Origin of the sequence: Tabrizicola sp., assembly GCF_022842145.1 — a bacterium.
Lineage (GTDB): Bacteria > Pseudomonadota > Alphaproteobacteria > Rhodobacterales > Rhodobacteraceae > Tabrizicola.
In genome coordinates this window covers 260470-277812 of record NZ_JALHQD010000004.1, presented here as the reverse complement: position 1 = coordinate 277812, position 17343 = coordinate 260470, and the positions used below count along the sequence as shown (strand labels likewise).

General features: G+C 64.5%; 16 protein-coding genes. 3 read left to right on the top strand and 13 right to left on the bottom strand.

Translation table 11 applies throughout. From position 1 onward, the window contains the following. Positions 1-17: 17 nt before the first annotated feature. The 13 genes from Q0C42_RS12415 to pyrH all read right to left on the bottom strand — a co-directional run bounded on the left by Q0C42_RS12415 (position 18) and on the right by pyrH (position 13532). Positions 18-1421 carry a heme peroxidase family protein gene (locus Q0C42_RS12415; protein ID WP_295076045.1) on the bottom strand — a complete coding sequence of 468 codons (1404 nt, stop codon included), beginning with the start codon at positions 1419-1421 and terminating at the stop codon, positions 18-20. 144 nt (positions 1422-1565) lie between these two features. After that, positions 1566-2687: a lipid-A-disaccharide synthase gene (gene lpxB / locus Q0C42_RS12410; protein WP_295076330.1), complete on the bottom strand. Its 1122-nt coding sequence runs from the start codon at positions 2685-2687 to the stop codon at positions 1566-1568. Positions 2688-2775: 88 nt separating this feature from the next. Next, on the bottom strand, positions 2776-3588 hold the full coding sequence (locus Q0C42_RS12405; RefSeq protein WP_295076042.1) for an LpxI family protein: 813 nt from the start codon (positions 3586-3588) through the stop codon (positions 2776-2778). Next, entirely contained in the window at positions 3585-4391 is an 807-nt protein-coding gene (gene lpxA, locus Q0C42_RS12400) for an acyl-ACP--UDP-N-acetylglucosamine O-acyltransferase (protein ID WP_295076039.1), read from the bottom strand. Before lpxA ends, Q0C42_RS12405 begins: the two co-directional genes overlap by 4 nt. A 10-nt stretch (positions 4392-4401) precedes the next feature. Beyond that, a complete protein-coding gene (gene fabZ, locus Q0C42_RS12395; protein WP_295076036.1) occupies positions 4402-4863 on the bottom strand; it encodes a 3-hydroxyacyl-ACP dehydratase FabZ in 462 nt (153 codons plus the stop codon). Positions 4864-4950: 87 nt separating this feature from the next. Continuing rightward, entirely contained in the window at positions 4951-5460 is a 510-nt protein-coding gene (locus Q0C42_RS12390; protein ID WP_295076033.1) for an OmpH family outer membrane protein, read from the bottom strand. 50 nt (positions 5461-5510) lie between these two features. Then, positions 5511-7838: an outer membrane protein assembly factor BamA gene (gene bamA / locus Q0C42_RS12385; RefSeq protein ID WP_295076030.1), complete on the bottom strand. Its 2328-nt coding sequence runs from the start codon at positions 7836-7838 to the stop codon at positions 5511-5513. Positions 7839-8004: 166 nt separating this feature from the next. Then, positions 8005-9333 (bottom strand): RIP metalloprotease RseP, encoded by a 1329-nt coding sequence (rseP, locus tag Q0C42_RS12380; RefSeq protein ID WP_295076027.1) that lies wholly within the window; start codon positions 9331-9333, stop codon positions 8005-8007. Then, on the bottom strand, positions 9333-10517 hold the full coding sequence (dxr, locus tag Q0C42_RS12375) for a 1-deoxy-D-xylulose-5-phosphate reductoisomerase (protein WP_295076024.1): 1185 nt from the start codon (positions 10515-10517) through the stop codon (positions 9333-9335). Before dxr ends, rseP begins: the two co-directional genes overlap by 1 nt. A gap of 4 nt (positions 10518-10521) precedes the next feature. After that, positions 10522-11328: a phosphatidate cytidylyltransferase gene (locus tag Q0C42_RS12370; protein WP_295076021.1), complete on the bottom strand. Its 807-nt coding sequence runs from the start codon at positions 11326-11328 to the stop codon at positions 10522-10524. Further along, on the bottom strand, positions 11328-12062 hold the full coding sequence (gene uppS, locus Q0C42_RS12365) for a polyprenyl diphosphate synthase (RefSeq protein WP_295076018.1): 735 nt from the start codon (positions 12060-12062) through the stop codon (positions 11328-11330). Before uppS ends, Q0C42_RS12370 begins: the two co-directional genes overlap by 1 nt. Positions 12063-12083: 21 nt before the next feature. After that, entirely contained in the window at positions 12084-12650 is a 567-nt protein-coding gene (gene frr / locus Q0C42_RS12360; protein WP_295076015.1) for a ribosome recycling factor, read from the bottom strand. 159 nt (positions 12651-12809) lie between these two features. Further along, positions 12810-13532, bottom strand: coding sequence for a UMP kinase (gene pyrH, locus Q0C42_RS12355; protein WP_295076012.1), 723 nt, complete (start codon positions 13530-13532; stop codon positions 12810-12812). A gap of 42 nt (positions 13533-13574) precedes the next feature. Here pyrH and miaA point away from each other — a divergent pair, with 42 nt between their 5' ends. From miaA to Q0C42_RS12340, 3 genes are all read left to right on the top strand, one after another. Next, complete coding sequence (gene miaA, locus Q0C42_RS12350) at positions 13575-14480, top strand: tRNA (adenosine(37)-N6)-dimethylallyltransferase MiaA (RefSeq protein WP_295076009.1); 906 nt, start codon at positions 13575-13577, stop codon at positions 14478-14480. Positions 14481-14739: 259 nt separating this feature from the next. Beyond that, complete coding sequence (locus Q0C42_RS12345) at positions 14740-15456, top strand: AraC family transcriptional regulator (protein ID WP_295076327.1); 717 nt, start codon at positions 14740-14742, stop codon at positions 15454-15456. 214 nt (positions 15457-15670) lie between these two features. Continuing rightward, positions 15671-17305, top strand: coding sequence for an ABC transporter substrate-binding protein (locus Q0C42_RS12340; RefSeq protein WP_295076006.1), 1635 nt, complete (start codon positions 15671-15673; stop codon positions 17303-17305). Positions 17306-17343: the final 38 nt, after the last annotated feature.

The following is a 17343-nucleotide window of genomic DNA, read 5'->3' as shown; positions in this document are numbered from 1 at the left end:
CGGACCGCCCCCCAGGCTCAGATGACGTCCGGCAGGGTGGCAATATCCTCGGACGCCAGCGACGTCCCGAGGGTATAGTTGACCATGTCGGACATGGTGAAGCGACCGCCCTGCCCCAGCGTCGGGACAAAGGACGGGTCCTGCACCAGGTACGAGGCCTTGTCCTTCAGCATCAGGGCCACGAAAGTGCGTGCGACGATGGCCGCACCCACACCGTCCAGCCGTGCGCCTCCAGTCCCGACTTCGCCCTCGCGCAGGCAGTAGAACCACAAGGGCGCGGGTCCGGAACCCACCACGGCCCCATTCGTCGTCCAGAGCGCAGCTTCGCTGAGCGCCGGAATCCCGAGGTGCGCTGCCACCGTCTGGCCCGAGGGCAGGTTCATGTCGATCCCGCGCTGCAGGTTGCGGGTGGCAAGTGACCGGTGGCGGTTCGCCACGTCCTTCGGCACGACGCCGGTCGGAAGCTTCAGAAGAACCGTGGACAGCAGGGTGTCGATCTTCTTGCTGGCCTGGGCACCGCCTCCGAAGAAGAGGGCCCAGTCGACCACCAGAGTTGCGGGAACCGGGCGAAAGCCGCGCAAGTCGCCGGTGCCGAAGGCCGCATCCGGATCGCCCGGAAAGAGCCCCGCACCCGCAGTCGCGTTCACTCCATAGCCGGGTCGGACCTGACTATGGCCGAAGCGATAGGCCGCCACGCTGAACTCGACCGGCATATAGGCATGTTCGGTCTCGTAGCTGAAGGAAGGGCTGGCGATTTCCTGGCTTGCCATGGCGGTTCCGACGATCCGCGGCAGGAACTCGTTCATCACCAGCCACTGGTAATGCCAGCGCACCAGGGTCTGCGCGGCCTCGAACCGGGCCCGGCCATGCGGCATGTTGGCGAACTCGGTGTCGTAGACCTTGTTGTGGAACTTGATGAACAGAAGCTGAAGCTGCGAGATCAGGATGTTCTCGTCGTTGCGCGGGTCGCCGATGATCGCCCGACCCTGCCCGTTGCGCTGCAGATCGTTGCCGTCGGCCGCGATCAAAAGCCGTCCTCCGTTGGGCTGCTCGTAAAGGTAGGGCTGGACGGCAGGCCCGAGGCCGTAGATCGAATCCAGTTCGAAGGCAGGCGTGCGGAAGTTGGTCGTGCTGTCCACGTCGACCTGCCGCTCGAGGATCGATGTGGTGTCCAGCGTCAGGTCGTGGTCGATGAACTGGCCGAGGAAGGTATAGCCGGCCTTGATCCGCGGGTTGTTCTGGGACGTGTCGCTGGGCGGGGGATTGCCGCCATCCATCGGGCCGCCGACCGCACCAAGCGTATCGGGACCCGGGTCGAAGGTGCGAAGCCCGCGCAGCCACGGGAACATCCGACCGAAGCGACCGGGTTCGTTGAAGCGGCTACGGGGGATCTGCGGCTCACGGTAATTGAAGCCATGCATGGAGCATCTCCATTTGAATGAGGAATTGAAAAGACGGAGTAAAAGGTCGGCAAAGGCACCCCGGAAAATCGGGATGTGGGGACAATAGCACAAAGTTGGGGGCAACTGTATCCACGACAGACGCAGTGGAGGGTCGTGAATCCCTTATGCCCTGCCCAATGCCCGCAGGACGGATCGCGCTGCACGAAGGCCGGGCGGTTCGCCGTCACGGCCAAGACGTGCCATCGTCAGCGCCATCGCTGCGGCCTGAGCCGTCGGATCGGCGAGAAGTGCCTCCAAGGCAGGGGCAATCTTCTCCGGTTGGCAATCCCTGCCGATGAACTCTGGCACCACGCGGGTCTCGCTGACCAGGTTGACCAGTGTCACGGTGTCGACCAGTGCCGCCCGTCGCATGAGCCACAGCGTCAGCGGGTGCATGTCGTAGGCGATGACCATCGGGCAGCCATTCGCGGCAAGCTCCAGGGAAACCGTGCCCGAGGCCGCCAGGGCCACGTCCGCGGCTGCAAAGGCGCCACGCTTGGCGGCGGCATCCTCGATGATCCGGGGCTGAACCGCCCAGTTTGCCGACAGCTCCCGCACCAGGTTTGCGACACCCCGCACGGTGGGTAGGGCCACCCGCAGGTCGGGGTGATTGACCTTCAGTCGCGCCACCACCCCGCCAAAGACCGGGGCCAGCCGCGCCACCTCGCCCTTGCGCGATCCTGGCAGGACGAGGAGAAGCGGCCCCTTGCCGTCAAAGGCGGCCCGCTCAGCTTCGGTTGCCAGCGGCTCCGCCACCACCGGGTGGCCGACGAAATCACAGGTCATCCCTGCCGCAGTCATGTAGGGCGGCTCGAAGGGCAAAAGCGCAAGCACGTGGTCGACAACCCGCGCCATCTTTTTCGCCCGTCCTGGCCGCCAGGCCCAGACCGAGGGCGCGACGTAGTGGATCACCCGCATCTGCGGTCGCGCGGCCTTGACCAGTGCTGCAACCCGCAACCCGAAATCAGGCGAGTCGATCGTCACCAGCGCCTCTGCCCCGGAGGCAAGAGCCGCGTCTGCCGTCTCGCGGATCCGGCGCTTGAGGGGCAAGTACTTCGGGAGGACCTCGGCGATACCCATCACCGACAGCTCTTCCATCGGGAAAAGACTTTGCAACCCCTGGGCCTGCATCAGCGGTCCGCCCACGCCCGCGATGTCGACCGGGACCAGGGATCTTAGCGCCGCGATCAGCGCGGCGCCAAGTCGGTCACCCGAGGGTTCGCCAGCAACGAAAAACAGCTTCAGCGTGCCGATCATCGGTCGCCTGCGTCCAGTCTTGATACCCGAACACCCGACCCGGGGCGCCGTGCAGTGGCACTCGCTCCCGCCGGGATCACGGCCGCGCCCAAAGGAACAGGCCCAACTCCCCGGCCAGACGATGCATCTCGGAAAGGTCCAGGCAGATCACCGATCCGGCCTGGAACGCCACCCCGCCCAACCCCGCCGCCGCTGCCCCGCGCAATGTCTCGGGGCCGAGGGTCGGCAAGTCGATCCGGCGGTCCTGGCCGGGTTTGGCAGCCTTGTAGAAGACACCTCTCCCCCGCGCCGGATCAGGTCGCAGCACGCCGATCTCGGCCACTTGCGCCAGCAGCACATCCGTTCCCGGCAAAGCCTCGACCCCGAGGCAGAGACCTTGGGCCACGACAGCGCCCTGCCCCACGTCGACTGACCCCAAGGCCGCGACAATTGCCGCGGCACGTGCGGCATCAGCCTCATCCATTGGCGAGACGGTCCCGACAAGCACTCCCGCCCCCGGAAGCAGCTCGTGCGCGACTTCGTCGACGCCCACGACGCGGAAGCCGAATTCCTCGAAAAGCTCGATCACGACGCGCAGCGTTGCGTCATCACCGGACGCCATTGCGCCCATCAGACGCGGCAATAGGGTCGCAGTCGCTTCGTCCAGGAGCGCAGGGTCCAGCCGCGGCCGGGCCACCGCACCGGCAAAGATCACCTGCCCGACCCCGTCGCGTTCAAGCGCGCGCAGGAAGGGGACCAGACGCTCGATCCGCACGCGCAGGTCGACAGTCAACCCGTCCGGAGGGAAGCCGTCGACGGCCGCGACAAGGGGCGGCTCCGCCATCAAGCCGGCCAGGGCGGCCGGCAACCGGCCCTGCCCTGCGATGATTGCGGTCCTCATGCCGGTCACCTGCCGCCCTTGGGGGTCAGGAAACTGCGATCGGACTTCGACAGGATGAAATCGGCGATCTCGCGGACCAGGGGCGAATCGCTCTCCTCGGCCAGCTTGCGCGCGCGGTCGAGAAAGCTGCCGTCTTCCTGCGCCAGTGTCTGGTAGGCGGCCCGGAGCGCGGTGATCCCCGCCCGGTCGACGCCCCGCCGCTTCAATCCGACGAGATTCAACCCGTCCAACTCGCCACGAGGAGCCTGCACGAGGCCGTAGGGGATCACGTCGTTTGTCACCATCGTGACCGCCCCGATTATCGCGCCCTGGCCGATGCGCACCCACTGGTGCACGCCGGAAAGTCCGCCGACAATGACGTCATCGCCCAATACACAGTGGCCCGCGATGGCGACATGGTTGACCAGGATGACCCGATTGCCTATCTGAGCGTCGTGGCCGACATGCGCCCCGGTCATGATCAGAACGTCGTCCCCGATCCGGGTCACTCCACCGCCACCCTCGGTTCCGGTGTTCAGGGTTGCCGCCTCGCGGATGCGGCACCTCTTGCCGATAACCAGTCTGGTCCGTTCCCCGTGATACTTGAGGTCCTGCGGCACCTCACCGACGGTGGCGAATGGAAAGACCACCGTTTCGTCGCCGATCTCGGTCCAGCCGGTAATGACGGCATGCGACTTCAGCACCACCCGCAGGCCCAGGGTCACTTCTGCGCCGACGGTGCAGAACGGTCCGATCTCGCAACCTTCGCCGATCACCGCGCCGGACTCGACGACGGCCGAGGCGTGGACGCGGGCTGTAGGATGGATGCTCATGCCCCGACACTCACGACTTGGGCACGTCGAACATCGCCATGAAGGTCGCTTCGCAGGCCAACTCGCCATCGACAAGGGCGCGGCCTTCGAACTTCCACACCCGTCCGCCGCCGCGCAGCGCCTTGACGTGCAGCTCCATCACGTCGCCCGGCACCACCTTGCGACGGAACTTGACGCCGTCGACGCCCATGAAGAAGACCTTGGCCTGCTTGTCCACCAGGTCCATCGACAGGCCCACCAGCACGCCCGAGGTCTGCGCCATCGCTTCGATGATCATCACGCCGGGGAAGATTGGCATTCCGGGAAAGTGACCTTGGAATTGCGGCTCGTTCAAGGTGATGCACTTGATGCCGATGCAGCTTTCGTTCGGGACGATAGCGCGGACCTTGTCGATCAGCAGGAAAGGATAGCGGTGCGGGATGATCCGCTGGATCAGGTCCAGGTCGGCGGTGGTCACTGCGCTTGCATCCATGTCGTCGTTCCTTCGCGTCCCTGCTGTGGCCTTGGGCCTTGAGGTCTGACTACCAAGTCGGCACGCGACAGACAAGTTGCCGAGGGATCACGGCGCGGGGGCGGGAGCCACCAGGGCCGCGTTCAGCTTCGCGATGGCCTCGTCGGTGATATCGACGGCCGACAGAGAAACGATGACCAGCCCCTTGTCCAGGATTGCCGCCGCCTTGCGCTCGCTGAGAAGCTCGCCCAGCACCGGGGCGGCAAGACGCAGAAACTCTTGCCGCTCGACGTCACGCTTTTCGACAATGCTGCGCGCCTTGGCATCCTGCTCGGCCCGGATGCGTTCGACCTTGTCGTCGAATGCCGCGGCCCGGGCCGAGAAGTCCGCAGACGAGAGTGCGCCACGCTGGTCGGTCAGCGCCTGTTCTTCCGCGACCAGTTCCGCTTCGATCCGGTTATTTTCCTGCTCAAGCGCGGCTGTCTCGGCCTGCTCGCGTTCAATGGCGGCGCGGCCAAAATCGGACTGCAGAAAGAAGCGGTCCTGATCCAGCGTCAGAACCGGGGCTGGCGCCTCCTGCGACTGCACCTGGGTTGCAAGCGCCAGCACAACGACCATGGACCGCAGCCAGGGACCACGGCGCCTTGCTTTGCGCCACTCCCCCGCCATCAGAACTTCGTCGAGATCGTCAGGTCGAAGCTTTGTTCCTTGTCGTAGTCTTCCTTCTTCACCGCCCGGCTGAAGTTGAACCGCAGCGGACCGATCGGCGTCGTCCAGAATACCGAAACCCCGACTGCGGCCCGCGGATTGAAGCTGTCGTCCACGGCACCTCCGTTATCGTTGTCCAGGCTCCAGACCGAGCCGACATCGAAGAACGCGCCGCCGGAAATGCCGTATTCCTCGGGCAGGCCAAGCGGGAAATCAGCCTCGAACCGGGCAACGGCGAAGAGATTGCCGCCAAGTGCCTCAGCCAGGTCAGTGCCGTCCCGCGGGCCGATTCCGTTCGGTTCGAAACCGCGGATCTTGCCGTTGCCGAAGAAGCGGTCGGTCACCCGGCTTCTGCTATCCCCAAGCGACGTGATGGCACCGCCTTCGAAAATCGCGCGCAGCGTGACTTCCTCGTTCATGATCCGGGTTTCACCGACGGCAAGACCTGTCGTCTCGACATACTTGGTGTCGCCGCCCAGACCGGCGAAATCCTGACCGAAGCGCAGAAGCACCCCGCCCTTCGGGTTAAGCCCGGTGATGCGGTTGTCGAATTCGTAGGTGTAGCCAAGCGAGACCGTCGAAAGCGCCCCTTCGGCCACTTCCGCCCCGATGATGGTCGAATCACCGCTGTAGTTGGACAGCTTGTCGTCAGAGACGCTGATCCTGAGATCCAGCGACGACTCTTCACCAAGCGGGAACCCGATCCCCGTCGAGAATCCCGCACTGCGTGTGTCGTAGAGGGCGTAATCCGATTCAGAGGTGCGGTAGAAGCCGCTGACGTTGAAGCTGAGGTCACGACCCAGAAGCGCGGGCTCGGTGAAGCTGAAGCTGGAATTCTGGTTGTCCGCCACGGTCGAAACCGACAGCGACAGGCGTTGACCACGACCGAGGAAGTTCGACTCGGAAAAGCCCACGTTGATCCCGGTGCCGGATGCCACCGAATAGCTCAACCCGAAGCTGAGCGAGCCAGTCGGCTGCTCTTCGACATCGACGTTCACCACCACCTGATCTGGCGCCGAGCCCTGATCCGCGTTCACCTGGGCATCCGCGAAGAATCCAAGCGCACGAATGCGCTCCGCGGCCTGGCGGATTTCGCGCGGGTTGAAGGGATCGCCCTCCACCGTGCGGAACTGCCGGCGGATCACCTGGTCCAGCGTCGTGGTGTTTCCCTCGATGTCGATGCGTTCGACGAAGATACGCTCGCCGCGCACGATGGCGAACTGAACATCCACCACCTGGCCAGCCGGATTTCGGGTCAGGCGCGGCTCGACCCGGACGAAGTTGAGCCCCTTCTTCAGGGCCAAAGTCTCCATCCGGGTGATGTTGTTGTCGATCAGAAGCGGGCTGTAGGTCTGGCCCGCCCGAATCTTCTGCACCGCCTCGAACTCGGCGGCATCCAGGCCCTCGACTTCGGACACGGTGCTGATCGCGCCGATACTGTAGGCCACGCCCTCGCGCACCGTGAAGGTGACGAAGGTCGCATCACGCTCGCGCGAAATCTCGGCACCGGCTTCCAGCACCTGGAAGTCGATGAAGCCGCGCGACAGGTAGAAGTCGGTCAGCACCTTCTTGTCCAGTTCCAGCCGTTCGGCGACATAGGTGTCGCGCTGGATCAGGTTGCGCAGCAAACCGGCCTGCTTCGTCTCGAGCACCTGGCGCAGGCGGCGATCGGTGAAGGCCTTGTTGCCGACAAAACTGATGCGTTCGTTCTCGACCACCCTGCCTTCGGTGATCTCGAACACGAGGTCGACACGGTTGTCGCTGCGGCGGATGATCTTCGGCGTGACGGTGGCCGCCAGGCGGCCTGCGACGCGGTAGGCCTCGGCGATGGCGGCAGCGTCCGACTCGGCCTGGCTCGGCGAATAGACCCGGCGGGTTTGCGACTGGATCAGTTCAGCCAACCGCTCGTCCTTGAGCCGCTTGTTGCCTTCGATGCTGATGACGTTGACGACCGGGTATTCCCGGACGCGGATGACCAGCGTCGAGCCGTTGGGCACCAGTTCCACTTCCTCGAAGAGACCGGAGTTCAGAATGCGCTGGTAGGCGTCGTTCAGACCCCCGGCGCTGACCTCGTCGCCGCGGCTGATTCCGGCGTAGTTCAGGATGGTCGCGGTATCGACCCGCTCGTTGCCTTCGATGGTCACGTTCGAAAACGAAAAGACCTGCGCGAAGGCTGGGGTGAGGAACGGAACCGAAGCCGTTGCGGTACCGATGAAAACCGCCGTGGCAAGAAGACGCGCCCTAGACGTGGCCCTGAACGACCGCCCTGTGGCCGTGCTTTGGGTCATCCGCATTTTGCATCCTCGCCGCAATTTTCTGTTTCCGGATAGCTACCGGGAAAGCCAAGCTTTGTCAAAAGCCTGCGGTTGCTGTGGATAACTTTGCAAGATGTTGTGGCGACAAGCAATCCGGCGGCAGGTCAGGCTTTGCTGACCCTGCCGCCGGCGCGTTGGTTTACTGGCACAAAAGATCGCGGCTGAGGCCAAACAGCATGATGGTAAGCACCAGGCTAAGACCGATGGTCATCAGCACCCTGAGAGCCCGGTCCGAAGGAGCGCGCCCGGTCACCGCCTCGTAGGCATGGAAGACCAGATGGCCACCGTCCAGCACGGGAATCGGGAAGAGATTCAACAGACCGACCCCGAACGACAGGATCGCCAGCATCCCGATAAAGCTTTGCGCGCCGTTTCGCGCCGCATCGCCCGCGGTTTCGGCCATCCCGATGGCACCAGAAAGGTTGCAGCTGGAGATCGCGCCCTGGATCATGTGCCACAGGCCCGAGAAGGTGGTGGTGGTCATCAGCCACATGCTGCTGCCCGCACCCGACACTGCCTCCCACGGGCCGACGCTGCGCACGGCGGGTTCGAAGAACATGCCCGAATATAGGCCCAGCAGGTAGCGCTCGGTAAAACCGCCGCTGCCGTCGTCAACCGTGCGAATGCGCGGGGACAGCGACACCTCGAAGCTTTCGCCGTTGCGCCAGACGGTCAGGGCCACGGGCTGGCCCTTGCTGGCGGCGACGATCTCGGGAAGCTGGTCGAAATAGCGCACATCCTGGCCGCCGGCCTTGAGGATGATGTCGCCCTCGACGATCCCGGCGTCCATTGCTGCCGAACGGATCTGCACCTCGCCCACGACGGGGGCCAAAGGATGCGGGCCGTTCACGGTCAGCACTTCGTCGTCCCGCCGCACCTCATAGGCCAGAGCGACATTGCCCTTCAGGGCCTCGGTGACGCTTCGGAAGGTTTCCCAGTCCGGAGTCGCCTGCCCCTCGACCGAAAGAATCACGTCATTCTGCTGCAGGGTAGGACCCTCGAAGGGAAAGGCACGCATGGTGCCAACCGTCGGTTCTTCGCGTGGGGCTCCGACGAAAAGGGCCAGCCCCACCAGCAGGAAGAAGGTCAGGATGAAGTTGAACACGGGTCCTGCCGCGACAGTCGCCGACCGCGCCCAAAGGGGAGCCCCCGCCATCGTGTGACGGCGTTCCTCGACGGACATCCCCGAGACATCGCCCTGCCGGACCGAGCTTGCGTCGGCATCGCCCATGAACTTGACGTAACCGCCGAAGGGAATCGCCGCGAACTGCCAGCGGGTACCGCGCTTGTCGGTGCGGCTGAAAAGGACCGGGCCGAAACCGACCGAGAAGACCTCGGAATGGATGCCGGACCAGCGGCCCACTATGTAATGGCCGTATTCGTGAACGAAAACGATCACCGACAGCGCGATCACGAAGAACACGAGGGTCCAGGCCGTGCCGCCAAGCGCCGCCACAATCGCTTCCATTACTGCTCTCCTGCCTGCCGGCGAGCGATTTTGCCCGCCCTTTGTCGTGCCAGATGGTCTACCAGCTGCACATCCTCAAGGGTCATGGCGTCATTTTCGTGGCCGAGGTCGGCATCCAGCGCCTCCAGCGTGGCTTCCACGACACCGCTCATGTCCATGAAACCGATGCCGCCCGCGAGGAAATGATCAAGCGCCACCTCTTTCGCCGCATTGAATGCCGCACCGGCCAGGCCCCGCCGTGCCATGACCTGGCGCGCAAGCCGGAGCGCGGGATAGCGCGCCAGGTCCGGGGCCCGGAAGGTGAGCGTCGCCACCTGGGCAAGATCCAGTCGCGCCACTGGCAGGTGGGACCGGTCCGGCCAGTTCAGCGCATAGCCGATGGAATGGCGCATGTCGGGCGCACCCATATGGGCCATGATCGCCCCGTCGCGGTAGGCGACCATCGAATGGATCAAGGACTCCGGGTGGATGATCACTTCGATCTGATCGGGCGCCACCCCGAAGAATTCACGAGTTTCAATGACTTCCAGCGCCTTGTTGAACATGGAGGCGGAATCGATGGTGATCCGCTGCCCCATCGCCCAATTCGGATGCGCAAGCGCCTCGGTCACGGTGGCCTTCGCCAGCCGCTCCAGCGGCCAGTCGCGCAAGGCACCGCCGCTGGCGGTCAGGATGATCCGCTCGACCGCGGCGATGTCCTCACCCACCAACGCCTGGAAGATCGCCGAATGCTCGCTGTCCACCGGCAGGATGCGGGCCCCGTGCCGCGCGGCCTCTGCCATCAGCAAGGGCCCGGCCGTGACCAGGCTTTCCTTGTTCGCCAATGCCAGCGTCGCACCATGCCGCAGGGCGCGGAACCCCGGCTCCAGCCCTGCCGCGCCGACGATCGCGCTCATCACCCAGTCGGCAGGACGCTCTGCCGCCTCGACGATGGCGGTTGTGCCTGCCGCCGCCTCGACGCCTGAGCCGGCAAGTCGGTCACGGAGTTCCGCCAGCCCTGACGCGTCCGCACAGACCGCAATCTCTGCTCGCAGCGTGCGCGCCATTTCGGCAAGCCGCGCGATGTTGCGCCCTCCGGTCAGAGCGACGATCTTGTGCGTCTCTGCACCGCCCGCGCGAAGCAGCAGGTCCACTGTCTGCTCGCCGATGGAACCGGTAGCCCCGAAGATCGACAGGCTGCGCAATCCGTCAGCCCCCAAAGAGCCCTTGGACCGGCACCAGCAGGCCAAGCGCCAGCACCGCGACCACAGCCCCGATCAGTGCGTCGAAACGGTCGAGCACCCCGCCATGCCCCGGGATAAGGTTCGACGCATCCTTGACCCCGGCCCGCCGCTTGACCCAGCTTTCGGCGATGTCGCCCAGCTGACCGGCAAAAGCCACCAGCGCCGACAGTGGCACCAGTAGCCAGCTTGCACCCGCCACCAGAACCATGACGAGCCCGACCAGCCCCGCACCGATCCAGCCCGCGACAGTCCCCGACCAGGTTTTCTTCGGACTGACCCGTTCCCAGAACTTCGGTCCGCCCAGCATCCGGCCCGCGAAATAGCCCAGAACGTCCGACGCGACGACCACGGCAACCAGCCAGAGGATCATCGGTCCGCCGCCGGTTTCGCGCAGGTCGATCAGACCATAGCCTGCCAGCATGATCGCCAGGGCGTAGGCCCCCGCCAGACGCCGGTCACGCCTGGGCGTCAGGATAAGTGCCACCGATGGCACTGCAAGAAACAGCGCGGCGACATCGGTCCGCAGGATCAACGCGGCCAGCAACGCCGCTGAGGCCGCCACCGCAAGCGTCACCGGAGAGCGCCGCCGCTGCGGGGCGGTCATCGTCGCCAGTTCCCAGATCATCACGCCGGTCAGCACCACGACCAAAGCGGCAAAGGCGGTACCGCCCAGCCAGATCTCGACTGCACCCACAGCTACCATGACGATGGCCGACAGCACTCGCGTGCGCAGGTCCGCCCATTTGCCAGAGGCCGCCGGTGCGGGCTCCATCACCGCGACACCCCGCCGAACCGTCTTTCACGGTTGGAGAAGCGCTGGACGATGGCCGCAAGTTCCTCGGGTCCGAAGTCGGGCCAGAGCGTTTCGGTGAATTCGTATTCCGAATAGGCTGCCTGCCAGGGCAGGAAGTTCGAGGTCCGGGTCTCGCCGCTGGTGCGGATCACCAGATCAGGGTCGGGCAGACCGCCGGTGTCCAGCCTTTCGGCAAAAGCCGCCTCGCTGACGTGACGCGGATCAAGAATGCCCTGCGCCGCCGCTTCGGCGATCTTGCGCACCGCCCGAATGATCTCGTCCCTGCCGCCATAGTTGATCGCCACGGTCAGGTTCAGCCGGTCCAGCCCAGCTGTCCGCGCCTCGATCCCGGCCATCATGCGCTGCAGTTTGGGGTCAAGCCGGCTGCGGTCGCCGATGAAGCGCATCCGCACACCGGCCTTTGCCAGACGGTCGGCCTCACGTTCGATGTAGCGGGCGAAGATCGCCATCAGGCCAAGGACTTCCTCGGTCGAACGCTTCCAGTTCTCGGTGGAGAAGGCGTAAAGCGTCAGCCACCTGATCCCAAGATCCGGCGCAGTCTTGACGATTTCCCGCACCCGTTCCGCACCCTTGCGGTGACCCACCAGACGCGCCCAGCCCCGGTTCGTGGCCCAGCGGCCATTGCCGTCCATGATGATTGCCAGGTGGTTCACCGGCCGCAACGCGACACCCACCTGCAGGTCCTTTGACACCTGCCGCCCTCCGTGTGCAGGTCAGACCTGCATGATCTCTGCCTGTTTGGCTTCAAGCGCCCGGTCGACGGCAGCAATCGCCGCGTCGGTCAGTTCCTGCACCGCGTCCGACCAGAACTTCTGGTCATCCTCGCCCATGCCCTGCGCCTTCGCCTTCTTGATCTGGTCCATTCCATCACGCCGCACGTTGCGAATCGCAACTTTGGCGCTTTCGGCATATTGCGCAGCAACTTTGGTCAATTCGCGGCGGCGCTCTTCGTTCAGCTCGGGGATCGGCAGGCGGATAAGCGGACCGTCAGCGATCGGGTTGATGCCGATGCCGCTTTCGCGGATTGCCTTTTCCACTTTCGAGATCATCGCCTTGTCCCAGACGTTGATCACGACCATCCGCGGTTCGGGCACGTTCACCGTGCCAAGCTGGTTGATCGGGGTCATCTGTCCGTAGGCTTCGACCTGGATCGGTTCGACCAGAGCCGCCGAGGCGCGACCGGTCCGCAGTGACGAGAATTCCGTCTTCAGAGCCGCCATAGCGCCGTCCATGCGGCGCTGGATTGCATCGGTGTCGATCTCGATCTCTTCGTTGGCCATGCGAAAGGTCCTTCAACTTCCCCTGCGGGCCGTTCCCCGCGATTTCGCGCTCTATAGCAGAGCGTCCGGCGCCCGGTATAGGCCAAAGCTCCTGACCTGCCCGACCGGGCCAGCCGCGTTATTGCGACGTGGCGTGCCGTGGCGGTTCAATGAAGCGGATCAATCCTGCACCCGGGTATAGGTCCCCTCGCCCGCGAGAATGCCCCGGAACCCGCCGGGTTCATCCAGGCTGAAAACGATGATTGGCAGGTTGTTGTCACGGGCAAGAGCGATGGCGGTCGCGTCCATCACGCCCAGATGCTTTTCCAGCACCTCGTCATAGGTCACGTCGTCATAGCGCTTGGCGTCGGCTTGCTTCTTCGGGTCCTTGTCATAGACCCCGTCGACCTTGGTGCCCTTGAAGATCGCCTGGCAGGCCATTTCGCTGGCCCGCAGCGTCGCCGCCGTGTCGGTGGTGAAATAGGGGTTCCCGGTCCCGGCGGCGAAGATGCAGACCCGCTTCTTTTCAAGGTGCCGCACGGCACGGCGGCGGATGTAGGGCTCGCAGACCTGGTCCATCGGGATCGCACTGATGACGCGGGTGAACACGCCGATCGCCTCCAGCGCGGACTGCATCGCCAGGGCGTTCATCACCGTCGCCAGCATCCCCATGTAGTCGGCCGTGGTCCGCTCCATACCTTGCGCGCTGCCTTGCAGGCCGCGGAAGATGTTGCCACCCCCGATCACCATGCAGATCTCGACCCCCATGTCACGGACCGACTTCACCTCTTGCGCGATGCGGGCCACAGTTGGCGGGTGCAGGCCATAGCCCTGGTCGCCCATCAGCGCCTCGCCCGAGATTTTCAGCATCACGCGGCTGTATTTGGTGGCTGTCTCCGGCATGGGACCCCTGCATATCGTTTTCTATTTGGACTAGGCCCCAAAATGTCGCAAAACCGCGGCGGGTTCAACGGGAGATCGGCGGTGAGGATCGACAGCATCTCGCAAGAGGCGCCCGTACTGGTGGCGGGCCCCACGGCCAGCGGGAAATCCGCCCTGTCGATGGAGATTGCGGCGCGAGATGGTCGGCTGATCGTCAACGCGGACGCGCTGCAGGTCTATGCGAACTGGCGCATCCTTACCGCCCGGCCCTCACCCCAGGATGAGGCCACCCTGCCCCATGCACTTTACGGCCACGTTGCAGGCAACGCCTCCTACTCGGTCGGCCACTGGCTGCGCGAGGTGGCATCCCTGCTGGACCGGCCGGTAGTGATCGTCGGTGGAACCGGCCTGAATTTCAACGCCTTGACCCGCGGCTTGGCGGCCGTGCCCGAGATTCCCCCTGAGGTTCGGAGCGAAGCCGACACCCGCCTTTCCGCCGAGGGCCCAGGGGCACTTCTGGCCGATCTCGATCCAGCCACAGCATCAAGGATCGACCGGCTGAACCCCGTCCGCATCCAGCGGGCCTGGGAAGTCTGGCGCGCGACCGGCCGTGGTCTTGCCGCCTGGCAGGACGATACCCCACCGCCGCTTGTGTCCCTGCCACAGGCCGAGGCGCTGGTCCTCATGCCCGAAGTTTCATGGCTGAACGCCCGTATAGATCGGCGCTTTCAGCAGATGCTGACCGAGGGTGCCCTGGATGAGGCGCGGACGAATCTTGAAGGTTGGGACCCCCGGCGTCCGTCATCAAAGGCCATCGGAGGGCCGGAACTGATCGCTCATCTGCGCGGGGAGCTGACCCTGCAGGCAGCCGTTGAAGCTGCCACCGTCGCCAGTCGGCAATATGCAAAACGCCAGCGGACCTGGTTCAGATCGAACATGAAGGCCTGGAGGCAGGTTTCCCTTCCGTGACGGGAGCTTGCACGCCGCAGTTGTAGCGGCCTTGCGCTTATCCACAGGGTTTTACACAGATTAATGCAACCTCGGTGGACAAGTCCCGGGCCGGGTGCGGAAAACCGCTTGGGTTGCTCCCTCGCCCCTGCTTTACTGGCACGGACGGCGCCTCTGCCGCAGGAACTGCCTTATCATGATCAAGTCTGCACCAGCATCGCAGCTCAGACTCGTTGCGATTCCGCGCCTCGCCGCCGGCGGTCGCTGGCGCGTGGAAGCGATGCGCTCGCTGTCCGAACCCTGCTTGCTTTGGTTCACCAAGGGCCAGGGCCGCATCACGATTTCGGGGGTCACGCGCGGCTACACGGCACATAATGCGGTTTTCATCCCCGCGGGCGTGATGCACGGCTTTGAAGCGGGGGCGCAGGTATTCGGAACAGCGGTCTTCTTCGGCCGCGATCCAAAGGTGACCTTACCGAAGTCGCCGGTGCATCTGCGCATCCGCGAAGTCCATGCCCAGCAGGAAGTGAACGTGTTGCTTGATTCGATCCAGCGCGAGATCGAAAGCGACACGCCCGCCCATGACCGCGCGACCGAGGCCTATGTCGGACTGCTCGGCGTCTGGCTGGAACGGCAGGCGAAGAAGGCCGACCCGCTGGAAAGCCCGCGGCAGGATGCGACGCGGCGACTGGTTGCGCGCTACACCGCGCTTCTGGAACGGAATTTCCGCACCGGAATGAACGTGGCCGACTTTGCCGCCGCCCTGGGCGTGACGCCGACGCATCTCACGCGCTGCTGCAACACTGCCTGCGGCCGCCCCGCCAGTGCTCTGCTGCAGGATCGTCGCATCTTCGAGGCCCGCAAACTGCTGGCCGAGACGAAAATCCCCGTGGGCAAGATCGCCGAGCAGTTGGGCTTCAACTCCCCGGCCTACTTTACCCGTGCATTCCAGCATCTGACGGGAAAATCGCCCTCGGCCTTCCGCCGCGCGGGCTGACGGGCTTTTGGGCGGCGGATAAAGGAAATCGACACGAGGATGTCGCTTTTGGACGCCAACTGTCGAAACCAGTCGTTGACGCAAGCTTGAAAAAGATGCGCAATAGACATTGGGGGTGCCCGGGTCGCGTGAGGTGTTGGAACGGTCCGACCGTCCGACATCCGAGGGCTACGGCGCCACAACCACAAAACAAAAACGTGACAGGGAGACCAGAATGAAAGACATGATCCACGAGGCCGGGATGCACTCGGCCGCAAAGATGTACGTAGCCGAATATGCGGAAGGCAAGCTGAGCCGCCGCGAATTTCTGACCCGCACCACCGCGCTCGGGCTGTCCGCAGTCGCCGCCTATGGCCTGATCGGCCTGCCCGCCCCTGCTCAGGCGCAGGAAGCAAAGGTCGGCGGCAAGATCCGCGTCGCGATGGAAGTGAAGGGCACCAAGGATCCGCGTCTGGCTGACTGGCCGCAGATTGCCAACGTCTATCGCGGCTGGCTGGAATACCTGGTGCAGTACAATAACGACGGCTCCTTCGAAGGCCGCCTGCTGGAAAGCTGGGAAGCCAACGCCGACGCCACCCAATACACCCTGAAGATCCGCCAGGGCGTGACCTGGAACAATGGCGAGCCCTTCACGGCTGACGACGTTGTGCGCAACTTCGCCCGCTGGACGGACGGCAACGTCGAGGGCAACGCAATGGCGTCGCGCTTCCCTGGCCTCGTGGATGAAGCGACCAAGACGATGCGCGAAGGCGCGGTGGTCAAGGTCGATGACACGACCGTGCAGCTGAACCTGACCGCTTCGGACATCGCTGTCGTCGCCAACCTGTCGGACTATCCGGCGGCCGTCGTTCACGCATCCTTCCAGGACGGCCAGGATCCGGCCTCGAACGCGATTGGTACCGGCCCCTACATCCCGCAGGAAGTCGCGGTTGGCCAGAAGGCCATCCTGGTCCGCGCGCCGAACCACACCTGGTGGGGTGGCACCGCGCCTCTGGACGAGATCCACTATGTCGACTTCGGCACCGACCCGGCGGCGATGGTCGCGCTCTTCTCCTCGGACGAGGTGGACGCGAACTATGAATCCGTCGGCGAATTCATCGACATCCTCGATGGCATGGACCTGGTGAAGGAAGAGCTTGTCACCGCTTCGACCATCGTGGTGCGGATGAACTCGTCTTCGGATCTCTACAAGGACAAGGCCGTGCGTTCCGCGGTCCAGCTGGCCGTTGATCCGAAAGTCGTGCTTGAACTGGGTTACAACAACCTGGGCAAGACCGGCGAAAACCATCACATGTTCCCGATCCATCCGGAATATCCGGAGCTGCCCGCGCAGACGATCAACCCGGCTGGCCTGATGCCCGCGCTTGAGGCTGCAGGCCTGAAGGACACCGAGTTCGAAGTGATCTCGCTGGACGACGGCTGGGAAGCGGCGACCACCGCGGCGGTTCAAGCCCAGCTGAAGGACGCTGGCATGAACATCAAGCACACCGTGATGCCGGGTTCGACCTTCTGGAACGACTGGCAGAAGTACCCGTTCTCCTCGACGACCTGGAACCACCGTCCGCTCGCCGTGCAGAACATGAGCCTCGCCTACACCTCGACCGGCTCGTGGAACGAGACCGCGATGGCCAACGCCGAGTTCGACGCCTTGATGACCGAGGCGCTGTCGATCGCGGACGCGGACAAGCGGCGCGAACTGGCGGCGAAGATGGGCACGATCCTTCAGGAAGAAGGCTACATCATAAACCCGTTCTCGCGGTCGCTGTTCAACCACCACAAGGACGGCTTCCTGGGCCTGGCGCATCACCCGGCCTTCGAACACCATCACTACAAGTGGTCGATGGCCTGATCGCCTTACCGGGCTGAATGATCGAAGGGGCGCGCCCG

What these genes read in the sequence shown, in the direction of transcription:
- Q0C42_RS12415 (WP_295076045.1), bottom strand. Translation starts at nt 1,421, where the DNA reads ATGCATGGCTTCAATTACCGTGAGCCGCAGATCCCCCGTAGCCGCTTC.
- lpxA (WP_295076039.1), bottom strand. Translation starts at nt 4,391, where the DNA reads ATGAGCATCCATCCTACAGCCCGCGTCCACGCCTCGGCCGTCGTCGAG.
- fabZ (WP_295076036.1), bottom strand. Translation starts at nt 4,863, where the DNA reads ATGGATGCAAGCGCAGTGACCACCGCCGACCTGGACCTGATCCAGCGG.
- Q0C42_RS12390 (WP_295076033.1), bottom strand. Translation starts at nt 5,460, where the DNA reads ATGGTCGTTGTGCTGGCGCTTGCAACCCAGGTGCAGTCGCAGGAGGCG.
- bamA (WP_295076030.1), bottom strand. Translation starts at nt 7,838, where the DNA reads ATGACCCAAAGCACGGCCACAGGGCGGTCGTTCAGGGCCACGTCTAGG.
- rseP (WP_295076027.1), bottom strand. Translation starts at nt 9,333, where the DNA reads ATGGAAGCGATTGTGGCGGCGCTTGGCGGCACGGCCTGGACCCTCGTG.
- Q0C42_RS12370 (WP_295076021.1), bottom strand. Translation starts at nt 11,328, where the DNA reads ATGGAGCCCGCACCGGCGGCCTCTGGCAAATGGGCGGACCTGCGCACG.
- frr (WP_295076015.1), bottom strand. Translation starts at nt 12,650, where the DNA reads ATGGCCAACGAAGAGATCGAGATCGACACCGATGCAATCCAGCGCCGC.
- pyrH (WP_295076012.1), bottom strand. Translation starts at nt 13,532, where the DNA reads ATGCCGGAGACAGCCACCAAATACAGCCGCGTGATGCTGAAAATCTCG.
- miaA (WP_295076009.1), top strand. Translation starts at nt 13,575, where the DNA reads ATGTCGCAAAACCGCGGCGGGTTCAACGGGAGATCGGCGGTGAGGATC.
- Q0C42_RS12345 (WP_295076327.1), top strand. Translation starts at nt 14,740, where the DNA reads ATGCGCTCGCTGTCCGAACCCTGCTTGCTTTGGTTCACCAAGGGCCAG.
- Q0C42_RS12340 (WP_295076006.1), top strand. Translation starts at nt 15,671, where the DNA reads ATGAAAGACATGATCCACGAGGCCGGGATGCACTCGGCCGCAAAGATG.